The organism is Pseudooceanicola sp., assembly GCF_041987405.1.
Classification (GTDB): domain Bacteria; phylum Pseudomonadota; class Alphaproteobacteria; order Rhodobacterales; family Rhodobacteraceae; genus Pseudooceanicola.
Genome location: NZ_JBHIWR010000006.1, coordinates 27426 through 44522 on the forward strand (window position 1 = coordinate 27426; position 17097 = coordinate 44522).

Annotated in this window: 16 protein-coding genes; 10 read left to right on the top strand and 6 right to left on the bottom strand. The window is 64.0% G+C overall.

Annotated features, from left to right (window positions below; all coding sequences use genetic code 11):
* Nucleotides 1–67: 67 nt before the first annotated feature.
* A complete protein-coding gene (locus ACFC2Y_RS14800; protein ID WP_375176080.1) occupies nt 68–1384 on the bottom strand; it encodes a helix-turn-helix domain-containing protein in 1317 nt (438 codons plus the stop codon).
* 215 nt (nt 1385–1599) lie between these two features.
* Here ACFC2Y_RS14800 and ACFC2Y_RS14805 point away from each other — a divergent pair, with 215 nt between their 5' ends.
* From ACFC2Y_RS14805 to aat, 9 genes are all read left to right on the top strand, one after another.
* The gene (locus ACFC2Y_RS14805) at nt 1600–2943 is read left to right on the top strand and encodes a substrate-binding protein (RefSeq protein ID WP_375176081.1); all 1344 of its coding nucleotides are present in this window, start codon (nt 1600–1602) and stop codon (nt 2941–2943) included.
* A gap of 121 nt (nt 2944–3064) precedes the next feature.
* Nucleotides 3065–4096: a branched-chain amino acid ABC transporter permease gene (locus ACFC2Y_RS14810; protein ID WP_375176082.1), complete on the top strand. Its 1032-nt coding sequence runs from the start codon at nt 3065–3067 to the stop codon at nt 4094–4096.
* A gap of 3 nt (nt 4097–4099) precedes the next feature.
* The gene (locus tag ACFC2Y_RS14815) at nt 4100–5296 is read left to right on the top strand and encodes a branched-chain amino acid ABC transporter permease (protein ID WP_375176083.1); all 1197 of its coding nucleotides are present in this window, start codon (nt 4100–4102) and stop codon (nt 5294–5296) included.
* 12 nt (nt 5297–5308) lie between these two features.
* On the top strand, nt 5309–6073 hold the full coding sequence (locus tag ACFC2Y_RS14820; RefSeq protein ID WP_375176084.1) for an ABC transporter ATP-binding protein: 765 nt from the start codon (nt 5309–5311) through the stop codon (nt 6071–6073).
* An 84-nt stretch (nt 6074–6157) separates the two neighbouring features.
* Entirely contained in the window at nt 6158–6913 is a 756-nt protein-coding gene (locus tag ACFC2Y_RS14825; RefSeq protein WP_375176085.1) for an ABC transporter ATP-binding protein, read from the top strand.
* A 95-nt stretch (nt 6914–7008) separates the two neighbouring features.
* A complete protein-coding gene (gene acs / locus ACFC2Y_RS14830; protein WP_375176086.1) occupies nt 7009–8958 on the top strand; it encodes an acetate--CoA ligase in 1950 nt (649 codons plus the stop codon).
* A gap of 332 nt (nt 8959–9290) precedes the next feature.
* Complete coding sequence (accB, locus tag ACFC2Y_RS14835) at nt 9291–9779, top strand: acetyl-CoA carboxylase biotin carboxyl carrier protein (RefSeq protein ID WP_375176087.1); 489 nt, start codon at nt 9291–9293, stop codon at nt 9777–9779.
* A gap of 9 nt (nt 9780–9788) precedes the next feature.
* Nucleotides 9789–11138, top strand: a complete 1350-nt coding sequence (gene accC / locus ACFC2Y_RS14840) for an acetyl-CoA carboxylase biotin carboxylase subunit (RefSeq protein WP_375176088.1) — start codon at nt 9789–9791, stop codon at nt 11136–11138.
* Nucleotides 11139–11397: 259 nt separating this feature from the next.
* The gene (aat, locus tag ACFC2Y_RS14845) at nt 11398–12060 is read left to right on the top strand and encodes a leucyl/phenylalanyl-tRNA--protein transferase (protein ID WP_375176089.1); all 663 of its coding nucleotides are present in this window, start codon (nt 11398–11400) and stop codon (nt 12058–12060) included.
* On the opposite strand, the gene ACFC2Y_RS14850 is transcribed toward aat, so the two are convergent.
* The 3 genes from ACFC2Y_RS14850 to ACFC2Y_RS14860 are packed head-to-tail and all read right to left on the bottom strand — an operon-like array spanning nt 12015 to nt 13256.
* Nucleotides 12015–12401: a DUF2155 domain-containing protein gene (locus tag ACFC2Y_RS14850; RefSeq protein WP_375176090.1), complete on the bottom strand. Its 387-nt coding sequence runs from the start codon at nt 12399–12401 to the stop codon at nt 12015–12017. The genes aat and ACFC2Y_RS14850 overlap by 46 nt on opposite strands.
* Complete coding sequence (gene mlaD / locus ACFC2Y_RS14855) at nt 12401–12853, bottom strand: outer membrane lipid asymmetry maintenance protein MlaD (protein WP_375176091.1); 453 nt, start codon at nt 12851–12853, stop codon at nt 12401–12403. Before mlaD ends, ACFC2Y_RS14850 begins: the two co-directional genes overlap by 1 nt.
* 19 nt (nt 12854–12872) lie before the next feature.
* Complete coding sequence (locus ACFC2Y_RS14860) at nt 12873–13256, bottom strand: NADH:ubiquinone oxidoreductase subunit NDUFA12 (RefSeq protein WP_375176092.1); 384 nt, start codon at nt 13254–13256, stop codon at nt 12873–12875.
* A gap of 172 nt (nt 13257–13428) precedes the next feature.
* On the opposite strand from ACFC2Y_RS14860, the gene ACFC2Y_RS14865 reads away from it, so the two are divergent.
* Nucleotides 13429–15186 (top strand): FkbM family methyltransferase, encoded by a 1758-nt coding sequence (locus ACFC2Y_RS14865; protein ID WP_375176093.1) that lies wholly within the window; start codon nt 13429–13431, stop codon nt 15184–15186.
* A gap of 46 nt (nt 15187–15232) precedes the next feature.
* Here the strand turns inward: ACFC2Y_RS14865 and ACFC2Y_RS14870 are convergent, their stop codons facing one another.
* Together ACFC2Y_RS14870 and clpX are read right to left on the bottom strand one after the other, a co-directional pair.
* Nucleotides 15233–15592 carry a RidA family protein gene (locus tag ACFC2Y_RS14870; RefSeq protein ID WP_375176094.1) on the bottom strand — a complete coding sequence of 120 codons (360 nt, stop codon included), beginning with the start codon at nt 15590–15592 and terminating at the stop codon, nt 15233–15235.
* 64 nt (nt 15593–15656) lie between these two features.
* Nucleotides 15657–16925: an ATP-dependent Clp protease ATP-binding subunit ClpX gene (gene clpX, locus ACFC2Y_RS14875; protein ID WP_375176095.1), complete on the bottom strand. Its 1269-nt coding sequence runs from the start codon at nt 16923–16925 to the stop codon at nt 15657–15659.
* Between the last annotated feature and the right edge of the window lie 172 nt (nt 16926–17097).

A 17097-nucleotide genomic window follows, 5' to 3' on the forward strand; every position in this document is an offset into this window, starting at 1 on the left:
ACGGCATAGAAACCCGGTAACCCGTGAGCGTTCAGCCTGCCCGATTAACCCTGCCAAGTCAAAGCAGTTACGCGCCGCGCGCCATGATCGACGGCTCGCGCCGCGCCGCGCAATCCTCGCGCGGGCAGATGCGGCAGCTTACCCCGACGCCGCGCGCCGCCTCCGCTTCCTCCTCGGCCGGCCAGAGCAGCATGTGACTGCGCAGGATCGGATCCTCGCCGATTTGCGGCGGCGCCTCCGCCTCCGCAATCGCGTAACAGTCGAACACCCCCTCGCTGCGCCCGGCCATCCGAACCCGCGCGCGGATCGGAAACATCGGGCGTTGCAGCGCCGAAAACAGCGGCCAGAGCGGACAGGCCGCGCCGAACCTTGGCAGGGGAAACCCGGGGATTTCCCGACGGTAGAGCAAAGTGCCCGAGGCATCCGCGATGACCAGACCGGGCCGCGCAGGCAGCAGATCCTCGACCAACTCGCCCGGCAGCGTCGCCAGCCGCCGCATCACCAGCGCCACCCCAAGGCCAAGCCGCGCGGCCAGAGCCGTGGGATCCGGCGCCTCCCCCGGCCCCATCCCGCGCAACGCCTCGATCAAGGCACCATGCGGCAGGGCCCGGGCATCCCTCGCCATCCGGGTCAGCCGGTCCCGCGCAAGCGTCACCGCGGCGGCCGAGGACAGCCCCGCCGACTGCAACACCACCTCAACTTCCGCGCCCCGCTCCAGCGCTGCAAACGCATGGGCATTGGCATCGAGAAAGGCATCCACCTCCTCCTGCGGGGAGTTCAGCGTCGCCTCCTGCCGCTGCCCCGCGTCCAATTCGTCCACCAGCCGCTGCGCACCTTCCGCCAGGCGCGCGCTGTCCTCGTGGATGTTGCGGTGGAACCTCTCCCGCCAGGCCGGTTCCAGCTCCTGCGTCTCCACCAGGATGGAAGACGAGGAATGGATCGCCGTAACGGTCGACAACACCTCGTGCAGCGAGGCGGCGAGATGGGGGTCATGGGCCAGGCGGTCGGTCAGCGCCTCCACCGATTGTTCCAGCCGTCCGATCCGTGCATGCTGTTCCGAGACCAGCCGCGCCCAGCCCGGAAATCGCCCTGCAAACTCGTCCACCGCGTCGACCTCGGCGCCTGCGCCAGGGCCCTCCGCAGCGGCCTCGCGCAGCGATCCGGTCAGCGCCGCCTCCGCCCCCTCGGCCAGCAGCGCCGCCTCGACGCCCAGCACCTGCGCGATGTCGAGCAGCAGTTTCCCGCCGATTCTGCGCCGGTTGTGTTCGATCAGATTCAGATAGGAGGCAGATATCCCCGCCCGCCGCGCCAGTTCCGCCTGCCGCAACCCCAGGATCACCCGCCGCTCGCGGATCCGGCTGCCCGTCAAAACGGTACGTGCCATCCCATTTCCTCCGCTGTTTCAAGGGGTTTCTGCACTGCGAAATAATTTATTTACCAATCCTACCACCGCATTGTGGATTTGTTTACAAAAAAATTGAACGATTAAAGCCTCTTGTTGATTTGTTTACGGCGACCTTGCGATAACTGCTTTGCACAGTAGTGCCCGCGGTCCGCACAGAGGAGGTGCGCCGCACATAAACAATCGGGAGGATACTCATGACCAAGAATCTGTCGCGTCGCGGCGTTCTGAAGACCGGCGCCATTGCAGGCGCAGGTGTCGCGCTGCCCACGATCTTTACCGCATCGTCTGCAGCCGCCTACACCAACGAGCCGACCGGCGGCACCGTAACCCTGGGCTTCAACGTGCCCCAGACCGGCCCCTATGCCGAAGAAGGCCTCGACGAACTGCGTGCACAGGAGCTCGCCGTTCAGCACCTTAACGGTGAGGGTGACGGCGGCATGATGAACACCTTCAGCTCCAAGGCGCTGAAAGGGAACGGGATCCTCGGCAAGAAGGTCGAGTTCGTCACCGGCGATACCCAGACCAAATCCGACGCAGCCCGCGCATCCGCCAAGTCGATGATCGAAAAAGACGGCGCCGTGATGATCAACGGCGGCTCGTCCTCGGGTGTGGCCGTTGCTGTGCAGGGCCTCTGCCAGGAGGCCGGCGTGATCTTCATGGCCGGTCTGACCCACTCCAACGACACGACCGGCAAGGACCGCAAGGCGAACGGGTTCCGCCACTTCTTCAACGCCTACATGTCCGCCGCCGCGCTGGCACCGGTGCTGAAGAACGAATACGGTTCCGACCGCCGTGCCTACCACCTGACCGCAGACTACAACTGGGGCTGGACGCAGCAGGAATCGATCGCGGCCGCGACCGAATCCATGGGCTGGGAAACCGTCAACAACGTGCTGACGCCGCTGGCCACCACCGACTTCTCGTCCTACATCACGCCGGTCCTGAACTCCGGTGCCGACGTGCTGGTCCTGAACCACTACGGCGGAAACATGGTGAACTCGCTCACCAACGCCATCCAGTTCGGCCTGCTCGACAAGATGGTCAACGGCAAGAAGTTCGAAATCGTCGTGCCGCTCTACTCCGAACTGATGGCCGCCGGTGCGGGTGAAAACGTGCAGGGCGTGATCGGCTCCATGAACTGGAACTGGCAGCTGCAGGACGAGGGGTCCAAAGCTTTCACCAAGTCCTTCGGCGAGAAGTACGGCCGCCCGCCGTCGAACTCCGCACATACTTGCTACGTGCAGACCCTGCTCTACGCGGACGCGGTCGAACGTGCCGGCACCTTCAACCCCTGCGGCGTGGTCGAGGCCCTCGAAGGCTTCGAATTCGACGGGATGGGCAACGGTCCGACCACCTATCGCGCCGAAGACCACCAGTGCTTCAAGGACGTGCTGGTCATGAAGGGCAAGGAGAACCCGACCAACCAGTACGACACGCTGGAAATCGTCGAAGTGACGCCGCGTGCGCAGGTCGAGTACGCGCCGGATCACCCGATGTTCGCCGGTGGTGAGCTGGGTGAGTGCAACCCGGGCGCCTAAACCAGCCAGATCGGGGTGCGTGTCTTCACGCACCCCATTCCACGCCCCGGCCGCCCAGGCCGGGTCCGTAGGGTGCGTGCCTTGCACGCACCTTCGCATGCACCTGTAGGGGAACGGGACCATGGACGTCATCATTCCGCAAATTCTCAACGGCCTCGACAAGGGGTCCGCCTATGCGCTGATCGCTCTCGGGCTGACACTCATCTTCGGCACGCTCGGCGTGGTGAACTTCGCCCACGGGGCGCTCTTCATGATCGGCGCCTTCTGCTCGGTCGCGCTGTCCAAGCTGCTCTCTGCCAGCTACGTCACCGAAGACCCCACCCAGAAGGACTTCCTGGGCAACCCGCTCAAGGTGGAGACCCCCTATGTCGAAAGCTGGTTCGGCCCCGAGCTTGGCGGCGCCATCATCGACTGGTCGGTGCCGCTGGCGATCCTCTTCTCGATCCCCATCATGATCTTCGTCGGCCTCGCCATGGAGCGCGGGCTGATCAAGCATTTCTACAAACGCCCCCACGCCGACCAGATCCTGGTGACCTTCGGCCTGGCGATCATCCTGCAGGAACTGGTGCGCGGCGTATACGGCGCCAACCCGATCCAGACGCCCGCCCCGCAGGCCTTCAAGGGCTCGATCGACTTCGGCGCGGCTTTCGGCTTTGATCCGAACGTCATCATCTATCCCTACTGGCGGATGATCTACTTCTGTTTCTCGGCCGTGGTGATCGGCGGCGTCTTTGCCTTCCTGCGCTTCACAACCTTCGGGATGGTGGTCCGCGCCGGCATGGCCGACCGCGCCACCGTCGGCCTGCTCGGCATCAACATCGACCGCCGCTTCACCATCATGTTCGCCATCGCGGCCGTGGTCGCGGGCTGGGCCGGGGTGATGTACGCGCCGATCAACGCGCCCAACTATCACATGGGCATGGACTTCCTTGTCCTCAGTTTCGTGGTCGTGGTGGTCGGCGGCATGGGCTCCCTGCCCGGCGCGGTCGCCGCGGGCTTCCTGCTCGGCATTCTGGAGAGCTTCGCCTCCATGACCGCGGTGAAGGAGCTGCTCGACGGGATCGACCAGATCATCATCTACCTCGTTGCAATTATCATTCTGCTCACACGTCCGCGTGGCCTGATGGGCAAAAAAGGCGTGATGGAGGACTAATTCATGCTGGGTCTCGACAAAAAAGATACCGGGCTCCTGCTCGTCGTGATCGCGCTAGCCCTGTTCGCGCCGGTTATCCTCAACATCTTCCCCAAGTACTCGGGCATGGCCTTCTTCAACGGCGGCTACCCCGACCTGATGCAGCGCTTTGCCATCTTCGGCATCTTCGCCATCGGCTTCAACATCCTGTTCGGCCTGACCGGCTACCTCAGCTTCGGTCACGCCGCCTTTCTTGGGGTGGGGTCCTATGCGGCGGTCTGGATGTTCAAGCTGCTCAGCTACAACATCCTGCCGGGGCTGATCCTGTCGGTCATCGTGGCCGGCCTGCTGTCGGTCGTTATCGGCTTCATCTCGCTGCGCCGGTCGGGCATCTACTTCTCGATCCTGACACTAGCCTTTGCGCAGATGATGTATGCCATCGCCTATTCCGACCTCTTCGGGCGCTGGCTGGGCCTCACGGTGACCAACGGTGAAACCGGGCTTCAGATCTACAACAATGATCCGCAGATCCTGCAGGGCAACGGCCCGAACGTGCCGCACCTCTTCGGGCTGGAAATGCGCGCCCACTACGATCTGGTCGTGGGCCCCTGGGAATTCACCTTCCCCGTCGGCTATTACCTCTGCGCCATCCTGCTGATCCTGGCCTTCTACCTGTCGATCCGCATCTTCCGCTCGCCCTTCGGGCTGATGTTGCGCGCGATCAAGTCGAACCAGACCCGGATGAGCTATACCGGCCTGAACGCCAAACCCTACACCCTGGCGGCCTTCGTCATCTCGGGCATGTATGCCGGTCTGGCAGGCGGCCTTCTGGCGGCAATGGACCCGCTGGCCGGGGCGGAGCGGATGTACTGGACCGAATCCGGCGCGGTGGTGATCATGACCATCCTCGGCGGCGTCGGCACCCTGATCGGGCCGATCCTGGGTGCGGGCACCATCAAGTACATGGAGAACATCGTCTCCAAGATGAACGAAAGCCTGCTGGAACAGTGGTTCCACATCTTCCCCGACTGGCTGGGCCATTCCATGGTCTGGGTGGCGACCTGGTTCACCGGCGAAGGCTGGCACATGACGCAGGGCCTGCTTTTTGTCCTGGTCATCATCTTCCTGCCCGGCGGGCTGGTCGAGGGTGGCAGGAAAATCACCGGTCTGTTCGGGCGCAAGCGCGCCAGGACCCAGACCAAGCCCGAACCGGCAGAATAAGGAGACGGACAGATGGGAATTCTCGAAGTCAAGAACGTGAACAAGCGGTTCGGCGGCCTCAAGGCCCTGTCCGAAGTGAACCTCAGCGTGGCCGAAAACACCGTCCACGCGATCATCGGGCCGAACGGCGCGGGCAAGTCAACCCTGCTGAACTGCCTGGTCGGCAAGCTGATCCCCGACACCGGATCGGTGATGTTCGACGGGCAGTCGGTGCTGGGCCGCACGCCCTATGAGATCAACCAGATGGGGATTTCCCGCGTATTCCAGACACCGGAAATCTTCGGCGACCTGACCGTCATGGAAAACATGATGATCGCCTGTTTCGCGAAACGCGACGGCGCCTTCTCCTTCCACGCCATCGGCGGGATGATGAAGGAGAGGGACGTGGTCGAAAAGGCGGAACAGATGCTGGAGAGCATGAACCTCGCCGACAAGCGCGAAATGCACACCGCCTCGATGTCGCGCGGCGACAAGCGCCGGATGGAAATCGCCATGTGCCTGGCCCAGGAACCGCGCCTGCTGCTGCTGGACGAACCGACCGCCGGCATGTCCCGCTCCGACACCAACAACACCATCGACCTGCTCAAGAAGATCAAGCAGGACCGCGACATCACCATCGCGATCATCGAACACGACATGCATGTCGTCTTCTCCCTGGCCGAGCGGATCACCGTGTTGGCCCAGGGCACGCCGCTGGTCGAGGATACGCCGGACAAGATCAAGGGCCATCCGAAGGTGCGCGAGGCCTACCTCGGCGAGTCGCAGGTCGCTGCGTAAAACCACGGTGCGGTGCGTGCCAGCACGCACCCTACCCGCCCGTAGGGTGCGTGCTGGCACGCACCGTATCGAAAGGACAGAACGATGAACGTCAAACCCGACTTCTCCAAGGGCAAGAACTACGCCGAAACCGCCCCGGCCTTCCTCTCCGTCTGGAACATGGAAGCCTACTACGGCGAAAGCTACATCGTGCAGAACATCAGCTTCAACGTGCACGAGGGCGAGATTTTGGCCCTGCTCGGCCGCAACGGCGCGGGCAAGACCTCGACCCTGCGCTCGATCGCGCGGATGGACAATCCGCAGGTCACCCATGGCGAGATCTGGCTGGACCACCAGCCGCTTCACACCATGAAAAGCCACGAGGCCGCCCAGGCCGGGATCGGCCTGGTCCCCGAGGATCGCTGCATCATCCCCGGCCTCACGGTCGAAGAAAACATCCAGCTCGCCCAGATCGCCCCGCCGATCGGCTGGTCGCTGGAGCGGCTCTACGAACTCTTCCCCCGCCTCGGCGAACGCCGCAAGCAGGAGGGCGTGACCCTCTCGGGCGGCGAGCAACAGATGCTGGCCATCGCCCGCGCCCTGTCGCGGGACATCAAGGTGCTGCTGCTGGACGAACCCTACGAAGGGCTGGCACCGGTGATCGTGGACGAAATCGAAAAGACGCTGCGGATCATCAAGGAACAGGGGATCACCACGATCCTTGTCGAACAGAACGCCGTTCGGGCGCTGGAGCTTGCAGATCGCTCCGTGATCCTTGATACCGGATCCGTCGTCTTTGACGGCAGCGCGAAAGAGGTTCTCGGCAACGCCGAACTGCGCGCCGAGTATCTGGCCATCTGAGGATGGTCCCGGCCCCGCGCCGAAGAGGAGCGGCACGGGGCACCTTCCCGCCCGACCGGGCACGACATTCTGTTTCAAGACCAAGAGGATCTGTCATGACCGACCAGACCTACCCGCCCTCCGCCGAATTCGTGAAAAACGCCCATGTGGACGAAGCAAGGTACAAGGCGATGTACGAGGCCTCGCTCGCCGATCCGGACAAGTTCTGGGGCGACGAAGCCAGGACGCGGCTGGACTGGATCACCCCCTTTACCAAGGTGAAGGACACGGATTTCACCCTCGGCAATGTCTCGATCAAATGGTTCGAGGACGGGGTGCTGAACGTCGCCGCCAACTGCATCGACCGCCACCTGGCCACCCGCGGCGATCAGACCGCAATCATCTGGGAACCGGACGAGCCGGGCGACGAGGCCCTGCACATCACCTATAACGAACTGCACGAGAAAGTCTGCCGCTTTGCCAATGTCCTGCTGGCCCAGGGCGTGATGCGCGGCGACCGTGTGGTGATCTACCTGCCGATGATCCCCGAGGCCGCCTATGCCATGCTGGCCTGCGCCCGCATCGGCGCGATCCATTCGGTCGTCTTCGCCGGCTTCTCGCCCGATGCGCTGGCCAACCGGATCAACGATTCCGAGGCCAAGGTCGTCGTCACCGCCGACACCGCCCCGCGCGGTGGCAAGCGTACGGCGCTGAAGTCCAACACCGACGCCGCCCTGCTGCATTGCTCGGACAAGGTGCGCTGTCTTGTCGTCAAGCACACCGGCGACCAGACAACCTGGATCCAGGACCGCGACGTCGACGTGAAGGCCATGATGGCCGATGTCGCGCCCGATTGTCCGGCCCGCCCGATGAACGCCGAAGACCCGCTTTTCGTGCTCTACACCTCCGGCTCCACCGGCAAACCCAAGGGCGTGGTGCATTCCTCCGGCGGCTATCTGCTTTATGCGGCGATGACGCAGCAGATGACCTTCGACTACCGGGACGGCGATGTCTTCTGGTGTGGCGCGGATGTGGGGTGGGTCACCGGCCACAGCTACATCATTTACGGCCCGCTGGCGAACGGCGCGACCACGCTGATGTTCGAAGGCGTGCCGACCTATCCGGACGCGTCGCGTTTCTGGCAGGTGATCGAAAAGCACGGGGTCAACCAGTTCTACACCGCCCCGACCGCGATCCGCGCGCTGATGGGCCAGGGGGACAAGTTCGTCGACGGCTACGAGATGTCGACGCTTAAGGTGCTGGGCACCGTGGGCGAGCCGATCAACCCCGAGGCCTGGAATTGGTACAATGACAAGATCGGCAAGGGAAAATTGCCGATCGTGGACACCTGGTGGCAAACCGAAACCGGTGGCCACATGATCACCCCGCTGCCGGGCGCGATCGCGACCAAGCCCGGCTCGGCCACCCTGCCCTTCTTCGGCGTGCAGCCCGTCGTGCTCGAACCCACCTCGGGCGAGGAGATCACGGACACCAAGGCCGAGGGCGTGCTGGCCATCAAGGACAGCTGGCCCGGCCAGATGCGCACCGTCTGGGGCGATCACGAGCGGTTCGAGAAAACCTACTTCTCCGACTACACGGGCTATTACTTCGCCGGGGACGGCTGCCGCCGCGACGAAGACGGCTACTACTGGATCACCGGCCGGGTCGATGACGTCATCAACGTCTCGGGCCACCGGATGGGCACCGCCGAGGTCGAATCCGCCCTCGTCGCCCATGCCAAGGTCGCCGAGGCCGCCGTGGTCGGTTATCCGCATGACGTGAAGGGCCAGGGTATCTACTGCTACGTCACCCTGATGAACGGGATCGACCCCTCGGACGAGCTGAAGAAGGAGCTGCGCGACTGGGTCCGCACCGAAATCGGCCCGATCGCCAGCCCCGACCTGATCCAGTGGGCCCCCGGCCTGCCCAAGACACGCTCCGGCAAGATCATGCGCCGCATCCTGCGCAAGATCGCCGAAAACGACTACGGCGCGCTTGGCGATACCTCCACCCTGGCCGACCCGTCGGTGGTGGACGATCTGATCGACAACCGCATGAACCGCTGAACCACGGGTCAGAGGTCACGACATCCAAGGGCCGGTCCTTCGGGATCGGCCCTTTGCCGTTCCGGCCCCTCAGTTTGCGACTTGAAAACTCGCATGATCATCTGGTTACCCTCCAAGTTTGAAGGCCTGCGTCGCACCGGGGTCGCCATTAACCCGACGCGGGGCGCAGGGCCTGGGGGCAAATATAGTATCGACAAGCCGCCCTGTCGGAGAGGACTGTCAAAATCAGCGAACGACTATGCTTTCCTCCCCGTTTGACATCGCCTATAACCCGCCCCAGTCTGGAAACGAGCAGCCGCCGATCTGGCGCGCAACCTCTGGCGAGGACCCATATGACCAATAAGACGACCGAAGCCGACGTGGCCTTCATCAAGGCGCTGGCAGAATTGCTGCGCGAAAACGACCTGACCGAAATCCAGGTGAAACGCGACTATGGCGAGGATGACAGCATAAACGTCCGCGTCTCCAAGAAGGTGGAGGTCGCCGCCCCGGCCCCCGCGCCGGTGCACGCCCCGGTCTCCGCCCCCGTGGCCACATCGGCCCCCTCGGCCGCAGCCGCCGCCACGGACGAAGACCCCGCCCAGCACCCCGGCGCGGTGACCTCGCCCATGGTGGGCACGGTCTATCTGCAGCCCGAACCCACGGCCCCCGCCTTCGTCAAGGTGGGCGACAGTGTCTCCGAAGGGGACACGCTGCTGATCGTCGAGGCGATGAAGACCATGAACCAGATCCCCGCCCCGCGCTCCGGCACGGTCAAGCGTATCCTCGTCGAGGACAAGGCCGCCGTGGAATACGGTGCGCCCCTGATGATCATCGAATAAGGCCAGCCGATGTTCGACAAGATCTTGATCGCCAACCGGGGTGAAATCGCCCTCCGCGTCATCCGCGCGGCCCGCGAGATGGGCATTCGCTCTGTCGCGGTCCATTCGACGGCGGATGCGGATGCCATGCATGTGCGCATGGCCGACGAATCCGTCTGCATCGGCCCGCCCCCCGGCACCGACAGCTATCTGCACATCCCCGCGATCATCGCCGCCGCCGAAGTCACCGGCGCGCAGGCGATCCATCCGGGCTACGGCTTCCTGTCGGAAAACGCCGGCTTCGTGCAGATCGTCGAGGATCACGGCCTGACCTTCATAGGCCCGACCGCGGAACACATCCGTGTCATGGGAGACAAGATCACCGCCAAGGACACGATGAAGGCGCTTGGCGTGCCCTGCGTCCCCGGCTCCGACGGCGGCGTCCCCGATCTGGCCGAGGCCAAGAAGATCGGCAAGGACTTCGGCTATCCCGTCATCATCAAGGCCACGGCCGGCGGCGGCGGACGCGGCATGAAGGTTGCCAATTCCGAAGCCGAGATGGAGCGCGCCTTCCAGACCGCGCGCGCCGAGGCCAAGGCGGCCTTCGGCAATGACGAGGTCTATATCGAGAAATACCTCACCACGCCGCGCCATATCGAGATCCAGGTCTTTGGCGACGGCAAGGGCGGGGCGGTGCATCTGGGCGAACGCGACTGTTCGCTGCAGCGCCGCCACCAGAAGGTCTTTGAAGAGGCCCCCGGCCCCTGCATCACGCCAGAAGAACGTGCCGAGATCGGCAAGACCTGTGCCGAGGCGGTGGCCAAGATCAACTACGCCGGCGCCGGCACGATCGAGTTCCTCTACGAAAAGGGCGAATTCTTCTTTATCGAGATGAACACCCGCCTGCAGGTGGAACATCCCGTCACCGAGGCGATCTTCGGCGTCGATCTGGTGCGCGAACAGATCCGCGTGGCCGAAGGTTTGCCCATGTCCTTCACCCAGGACGATCTGACGATCAACGGCCATGCGATCGAGGTCCGGCTGAACGCCGAAAAGCTCCCCGAATTCGCCCCGCGCCCGGGCAAGATCACGGCCTTTCATGCGCCGGGTGGTCTCGGCGTCCGGATGGATTCGGCGCTCTATGACGGCTATGTCATCCCGCCCTATTACGACAGCCTTATCGGCAAGCTCATCGTCCACGGCCGCGACCGGCCCGAAGCCCTCGCCCGCCTCAACCGCGCGCTTGGCGAGTTGATCGTGGACGGGGTGGAAAACACCGTGCCGTTGTTCACCGCGCTGTTGCAGGAACCGGACATCCACTCCGGCGAGTACAACATCCACTGGCTGGAACACTGGCTGGCCCAGGGCAAGTTGGGGTGAGGACCGTCTCGCAAACTGTCCAGTGGACAGTTTGAGGTCCGAACGGGCGGAGCCCAGGGGTCGAGCGGCGCCTAGGAAACGCTCCAGTGGAGCGTTTCAGCCGCGAACGGGCGGAGCCCAGGGGTTGAGGACCGTCTCCCGCAATATCCACGCAACGCCATCCCCTCCCCCTTCAGGGGGAGGGTCAGGGAGGGGGTAGCCCCTCGCATTTCCCCCGCCAACATGCGAAACTGTAGGCGGAGTTGGGTGCGGGCAGAGCATGAAAGACCACGACAGTGCGGACCTCACGGCGGACCTGCTGTTGCACGCCTATACGGCGGGCATCTTTCCCATGTCCGAACACCGCGCCGATCCAGAGGTCTTCTGGGTCGAACCCCGCCGCCGCGGGATCTTTCCGCTCGACGGGTTCCGCATCTCCCGCTCCCTCGCCCGGGCGCTGCGGCGCGATGACTATCAGGTCACAATCAACCGCGATTTTATCGGCGTTCTCGACGGCTGCGCCGATCGCGAAGAAACCTGGATCAGCGGGCGGATCGCCGATCTTTACATGCAACTGCACGACAGCGGCCATGCCCACTCGCTGGAGGTCTGGGAAGGCGAGCGGCTGATCGGCGGGGTCTACGGTGTTTCGCTCGGGGCGGCGTTTTTCGGCGAAAGCATGTTCTCCCGCCGGACCGATGCGTCAAAGATCGCCCTGGCCTGGCTGGTCGTGCATCTCAATCAAAGCGGCTATCACCTGTTCGACACGCAGTTCCTGACGCCACATCTGGCCTCCCTCGGCGCCTGTGAGGTCAGTCGCGGCGCCTATCGCTCGCAATTGGCCGAAGCCCTGGCACAGCACGCGGATTTCACCTCGCACCCCCTGCCCGCCAGCGGTCACTCGGTCGTGCAGGTCAACACCCAGATATCGAACCGGAAGTGATCCAGCGCGTTCAGCGCCGGGGAAGAGGCCACCATCCAGCCGGAAAAGATCGGATCGGAGGATTTGGCCGGTTCGGTGATCGTCATGAAGGCATAGGCATCGCCTGCCTGGTTCCCCTCGGGATAGCGGCATTCCCACATGGTCACCGACAGTTTGCCCACCATCGCGGCCGACCCCGAAGGCACCGTCACATCAACCCGCTGGCCCGTCATCTTGTCGAGACCGCGCAGCACCGCGCCGGTGCCGACCTCCACGTCCTCCTGTGCCGCGACGGGGGACGCGGCCAGACCAAGAGCCAAACCTAGGGACAGCGCGAAGGACGCCAGGGACATCAAACGCATCATTCGTCCTCGCCACCCCCGGCGACGAATTTCAGCAGCAGGGAAATCAGGCTGACGGCGCCCTGCGTATCCAGCACCTCGTCCCCCGCCTCGTAGTTGAAGGGCGACCCGCCGGGCAGGATTTCCACGAAATTACCGCCAAGCAGCCCTTCGGAGGAGATCACCACCGAACTGTCGTCAGGCAATGCGACGCCATCTTTCACCGTGAAGGTTGTATTGGCCCGGAAGGTCTGCGGATCCAGGTCGATGCCCGTCACCGTGCCCACCTTGACCCCGGCCAGGCGCACATCCGTACCCAGCCCCACCCCCTCGGCCGAGCGGAAGGAGGCGGTCAGCGGATAGCCCGCGCCCGCACCGCCGACACCGGCGACCTGCCCGGCATAGACGGCAAAGCCGACCGCCAGGGCCAGAACGGCCGCGCCGACTGTGATCTCGGTCGTGCTGTGGGACATGTGACCCCTAACTCCCGGCTTATTCGGGGCTCCAGGCCTCGTAGTCCTGCCGCGCCGCCGGTTCGGGGCGCCGGATCGACCCGGCAGGCGCATAGGCCTGGGCGGTGCCCGTCAGGTTGGGAAGGTGGTCCTTCTCCCAGGGCTTGTGCGCCAGCGGCTTGTCGGAGGGCAACTCGTTGAACGTGTGATGCAGCCAGCCATGCCAATCGGCGCTGATCCGGCTCGCCTCCACCTCGCCATTGTAGATGACCCAACGTTTCTTTCCGTCATTGGCGGAATAATAGACGTTGCCCAACTCGTCTTCGCCCACCCGAGTGCCTTTGCGGCGGGTGTAGAGCAGCGTGTTCAGGGTCCCGCCCTGCCACCAGGTCACTGCACGCAGGAAGGTGTTGAGAATGCCCATGGAAGCCTCCGTCAGATATTACACCCTCTATGGCGAATGCAGCCGGGTTCGTCCAGTGGCCTGACTGACGCATTCCCGTGACCCGGCGGGACTTTTTGCAGAAAACGCCTGTTTCGCCATGGGTCCTGTGGCAAACTCCCGCAATACGAGCCCGGAACAAGTGCGAGCAGCCATGACCGACGCCCCCTATGCCGCGATATGCAAGGGCATAAAGGTGCCACCCTCCCCCTATCTGACGGAGACCCGGATCAAGCGGATCGAAGAAGCCCGGTACGAGGGCGAAGAGATCGCCGGCGCCCTCTCTGTTGTCGGGCCCGAGGACCGCGTGCTGGAGCTGGGCGCGGGCCTGGGTATCGTCGGCGCGGTCACCGCCCATAACGCCCGGCCCGAGGCCGTGCTCTCGTTCGAGGCGAACCCGGGCCTCGTGCCGCATATCCGGGCGCTTTATGCACTCAACGGATTGGACGACCGGATTGAGGTGCGTAACGAGCTGCTGATTTCCGGCCCCGACCGCCCCGAAAGCATGACCTTCCACGTCCACAACAGCTACCTCGGCTCGTCACTGATCGACCGCGCCGGGCGCAAGACGACCCCGGTGGAGGTGCCGACCAGCGCCTTTGACGCGGTGCGCGCGGAATTCGCCCCGACTGTGCTGATCATGGATATCGAGGGCGGGGAGCTGGAGTTCCTGGCCCATGCCGACCTCAGGGGCATCCGCGCCGTGGTGATCGAATTTCACCCCGGCGTCTATGGCGTGGACGGCATGAAGACCTGCAAGGACGCCCTGCGCCGCGCGGGCTTTGCCAAGGTCAAAAGCACATCCACCCGCTTTGTCTGGACCTGCACCCGCGACGACGCCGCCTTTACCGAGCCGCGCCCCGAGGGCGGCTGGACCCGGCAGATCGTCAGCATCGACAATGGGGTCGTCGTGCCGCCCGACGCACGCAGCCATGTCCAGACCACCGGCGTCCTGACCAGCACCGGCACCGCCGTGCCCCATGCCGCCCTGTGGCGCGGGCAGCGCCTGTTGACCGAACGCCCCGAGATGCCGGACACGCCTGCGAAACGCCTGCCGGGCAAATGGCTCTGGGGTGGGGTCATGTGGCGCTATTTCCCGCATTTCATCACTGAAAGCATCACCCGCCTCTGGGCGCTGGACCGGATCGACCAGTCGGACCTTTCAGGCATCCTCTTTGTCCCCAAAAGCCCGGAAAATCACGACGAGCCGCCGGGGTTTCAGCGCGATTTCTTCCGCCTCATGGGTACCGATCTGCCGCTGGTGGAGGCGCGCGAACCCCTGTCGCCCGACCTGCTGATCGTGCCGGGTCAGGGCTTTGGCTTGGGCGACATCACCCGCGGCACGCTGGAGTTTCGCGCCGCCGTCAGAAACCGCTTTGCGCTGGATGTGAGGCCCGAGGGGCCGGGCAAGCTCTATATCAGCCGCTCGCGCCTTGGCCCGCAGCGCGGCGCGCTGTTGGGGGAGACCTTCCTCGATGCTTACCTGGCGAGAGAGGGCTATGAGATCTTCCACCCCCAGGAACATCCGCTGGAGGTCCAGATTGCCCGCTACCGCGCCGCGACCCATGTGATCGCCGCCGAGGGCTCCTCGCTTCACCTTTACGCCTTTGCCGGGCGGCCCGATGCCAAGGTGGCCATGCTGCTGCGGCGCAAGTCACGGGCGACGCAGCATATCGCCACCCATATCGAAAGCTTCACAGGGGTCACCCCGCGCTGGATCGAGCATCTGCGCCAGACCTGGAAACGCGTCGACACGCCGCGCAAACGCCTGCACATCAGCGAACCGGACTTCGCCGCAATCCAGACGGACCTCCGCGCGGGCGGGTTTATCTCCGGCACCGACCCGACCTGGGCGCAGCCTTCGCAGGCCGAATTGCAGGCCCTGCTCGGGACGAATTACGAATTGGCCTGACAGCGGGGGCGACGAGGCACCCGCGCAGGGCGTTTCGGCGCCGAACTCAGCGCGCCAGAGCCGTGACCTCGATCTCGATCCGGTATTTCGGGTCGATCAGCCCGCATTCGATCATGGTCGCGGCGGGCGGGCAGTCTTCGAAGGCCTCGGCCAGGATGGGCCAGCAGGGTTCGAACTCCGTCCGGTCGGGCAGATAATAAACCACCCGCACCACATCGGAGAGCGACGAGCCCGCCTTTTCCAGCGCATCCGCGATCACGCCAAGCGCGGAGCGGCACTGCTCCTGCACCGTGTCGCCCTGCCCGACGGTACCGGCCACATGCACGAAGCCCCCGGCGACCACCGCCCGGCAATAGCCGATCTTGGCCTCGAACTCCCCGCCCGAATGAATGCGTTGAATATCCATGTCTTTCTCCACAAAAATGGGCGGGATAAACACCCGCCCATGAAACCTTGATATGTTCGCCGGATCAGCCCGCCGTCGCCGGTTCTTTCTTCTGATCCGCATAGATCATCAGCGGCTTCGCGTCGGAGGTCACAGCCTCCTCGTTCACCACCACTTCGGACACGTCGGACATGCTGGGCAGGTCGAACATCGTGTCCAGAAGGATATCTTCGAGGATCGACCGAAGACCCCGCGCGCCCGTCTTGCGTTCGATCGCACGTTTGGCAATCGCCGAGAGCGCATCCTCGGTGAAGGTCAGCTTGGCCTCTTCCAGTTCGAACAGACGCTGGTACTGCTTGACCAGAGCGTTCTTCGGTTCGGTCAGGATGGTGACCAGCGCGTCCTCGTCCAGGTCTTCCAGCGTCGCCAGAACCGGCAGACGGCCGACGAATTCCGGGATCAACCCGAATTTCAGCAGATCCTCAGGCTCAAGCTCCTTGAACAGCTCGCCCACGCCGCGATCGTCATTGTCCCGCACATCCGCGCCAAAGCCCATGGCCGAACCCTTGCCGCGCATCGCGATGATCTTGTCCAGCCCGGCGAAGGCGCCGCCACAGATGAAGAGGATGTTGGTCGTATCCACCTGCAGGAATTCCTGCTGCGGATGCTTGCGCCCGCCCTGCGGCGGAACGGAGGCCACGGTCCCCTCCATCAGCTTCAGCAGGGCCTGCTGCACGCCCTCGCCCGACACGTCGCGGGTGATCGAGGGGTTTTCCGACTTGCGGGTGATCTTGTCGACCTCGTCGATATAGACGATGCCGCGCTGCGCCTTCTCGACGTTGTATTCCGACGCCTGAAGCAGCTTGAGGATGATGTTTTCCACATCCTCGCCCACATAACCCGCTTCGGTCAGCGTGGTCGCATCCGCCATGGTGAAGGGCACATCGAGGATCCGCGCCAGCGTCTGCGCCAGCAGCGTCTTGCCGCAGCCCGTCGGGCCGATCAGCAGGATGTTGGATTTCGCCAGTTCGATATCGTTGCCCGCCTTGGCCGCGTGGTTCAGGCGTTTGTAGTGGTTGTGCACCGCGACAGAGAGGACACGTTTCGCGATCTTCTGTCCGATGACATAGTCATCCAGCACGTCACAGATTTCCTGCGGCGACGGCACCCCTTCGGAGCTTTTCAGCCCTGTGGATTTCGTCTCCTCCCGAATGATGTCCATGCACAGTTCGACACATTCGTCGCAGATGAACACCGTCGGTCCGGCAATTAGCTTGCGCACCTCGTGCTGGCTCTTTCCGCAGAAGGAGCAGTAGAGGGTGTTCTTGCTGTCACTGCCTGAGTTGTTCGCCATCTCGTACCTTTCGCCCGTCAGGGGGCTATCCCTTTGGTCCCGATCGATACACCCGCAGGCAAACATCTGGGCGGGACCGTTGTAGACAGCCTAGGGTAGGCCCCGGCTATCCACAATGTCAAAAATACTTCACGACGGGATCGTGACCAGGTCACGACACGTCACACTCGTT

Excerpts from the sequence above, each read along its gene's own strand:
- ACFC2Y_RS14810 (WP_375176082.1), top strand. The coding sequence starts at position 3,065 with ATGGACGTCATCATTCCGCAAATTCTCAACGGCCTCGACAAGGGGTCC.
- ACFC2Y_RS14820 (WP_375176084.1), top strand. The coding sequence starts at position 5,309 with ATGGGAATTCTCGAAGTCAAGAACGTGAACAAGCGGTTCGGCGGCCTC.
- acs (WP_375176086.1), top strand. The coding sequence starts at position 7,009 with ATGACCGACCAGACCTACCCGCCCTCCGCCGAATTCGTGAAAAACGCC.
- ACFC2Y_RS14815 (WP_375176083.1), top strand. The coding sequence starts at position 4,100 with ATGCTGGGTCTCGACAAAAAAGATACCGGGCTCCTGCTCGTCGTGATC.
- ACFC2Y_RS14865 (WP_375176093.1), top strand. The coding sequence starts at position 13,429 with ATGACCGACGCCCCCTATGCCGCGATATGCAAGGGCATAAAGGTGCCA.
- ACFC2Y_RS14825 (WP_375176085.1), top strand. The coding sequence starts at position 6,158 with ATGAACGTCAAACCCGACTTCTCCAAGGGCAAGAACTACGCCGAAACC.
- ACFC2Y_RS14805 (WP_375176081.1), top strand. The coding sequence starts at position 1,600 with ATGACCAAGAATCTGTCGCGTCGCGGCGTTCTGAAGACCGGCGCCATT.
- aat (WP_375176089.1), top strand. The coding sequence starts at position 11,398 with ATGAAAGACCACGACAGTGCGGACCTCACGGCGGACCTGCTGTTGCAC.
- ACFC2Y_RS14870 (WP_375176094.1), bottom strand. The coding sequence starts at position 15,592 with ATGGATATTCAACGCATTCATTCGGGCGGGGAGTTCGAGGCCAAGATC.
- clpX (WP_375176095.1), bottom strand. The coding sequence starts at position 16,925 with ATGGCGAACAACTCAGGCAGTGACAGCAAGAACACCCTCTACTGCTCC.
- mlaD (WP_375176091.1), bottom strand. The coding sequence starts at position 12,853 with ATGTCCCACAGCACGACCGAGATCACAGTCGGCGCGGCCGTTCTGGCC.
- ACFC2Y_RS14800 (WP_375176080.1), bottom strand. The coding sequence starts at position 1,384 with ATGGCACGTACCGTTTTGACGGGCAGCCGGATCCGCGAGCGGCGGGTG.
- accC (WP_375176088.1), top strand. The coding sequence starts at position 9,789 with ATGTTCGACAAGATCTTGATCGCCAACCGGGGTGAAATCGCCCTCCGC.
- ACFC2Y_RS14860 (WP_375176092.1), bottom strand. The coding sequence starts at position 13,256 with ATGGGCATTCTCAACACCTTCCTGCGTGCAGTGACCTGGTGGCAGGGC.
- ACFC2Y_RS14850 (WP_375176090.1), bottom strand. The coding sequence starts at position 12,401 with ATGCGTTTGATGTCCCTGGCGTCCTTCGCGCTGTCCCTAGGTTTGGCT.
- accB (WP_375176087.1), top strand. The coding sequence starts at position 9,291 with ATGACCAATAAGACGACCGAAGCCGACGTGGCCTTCATCAAGGCGCTG.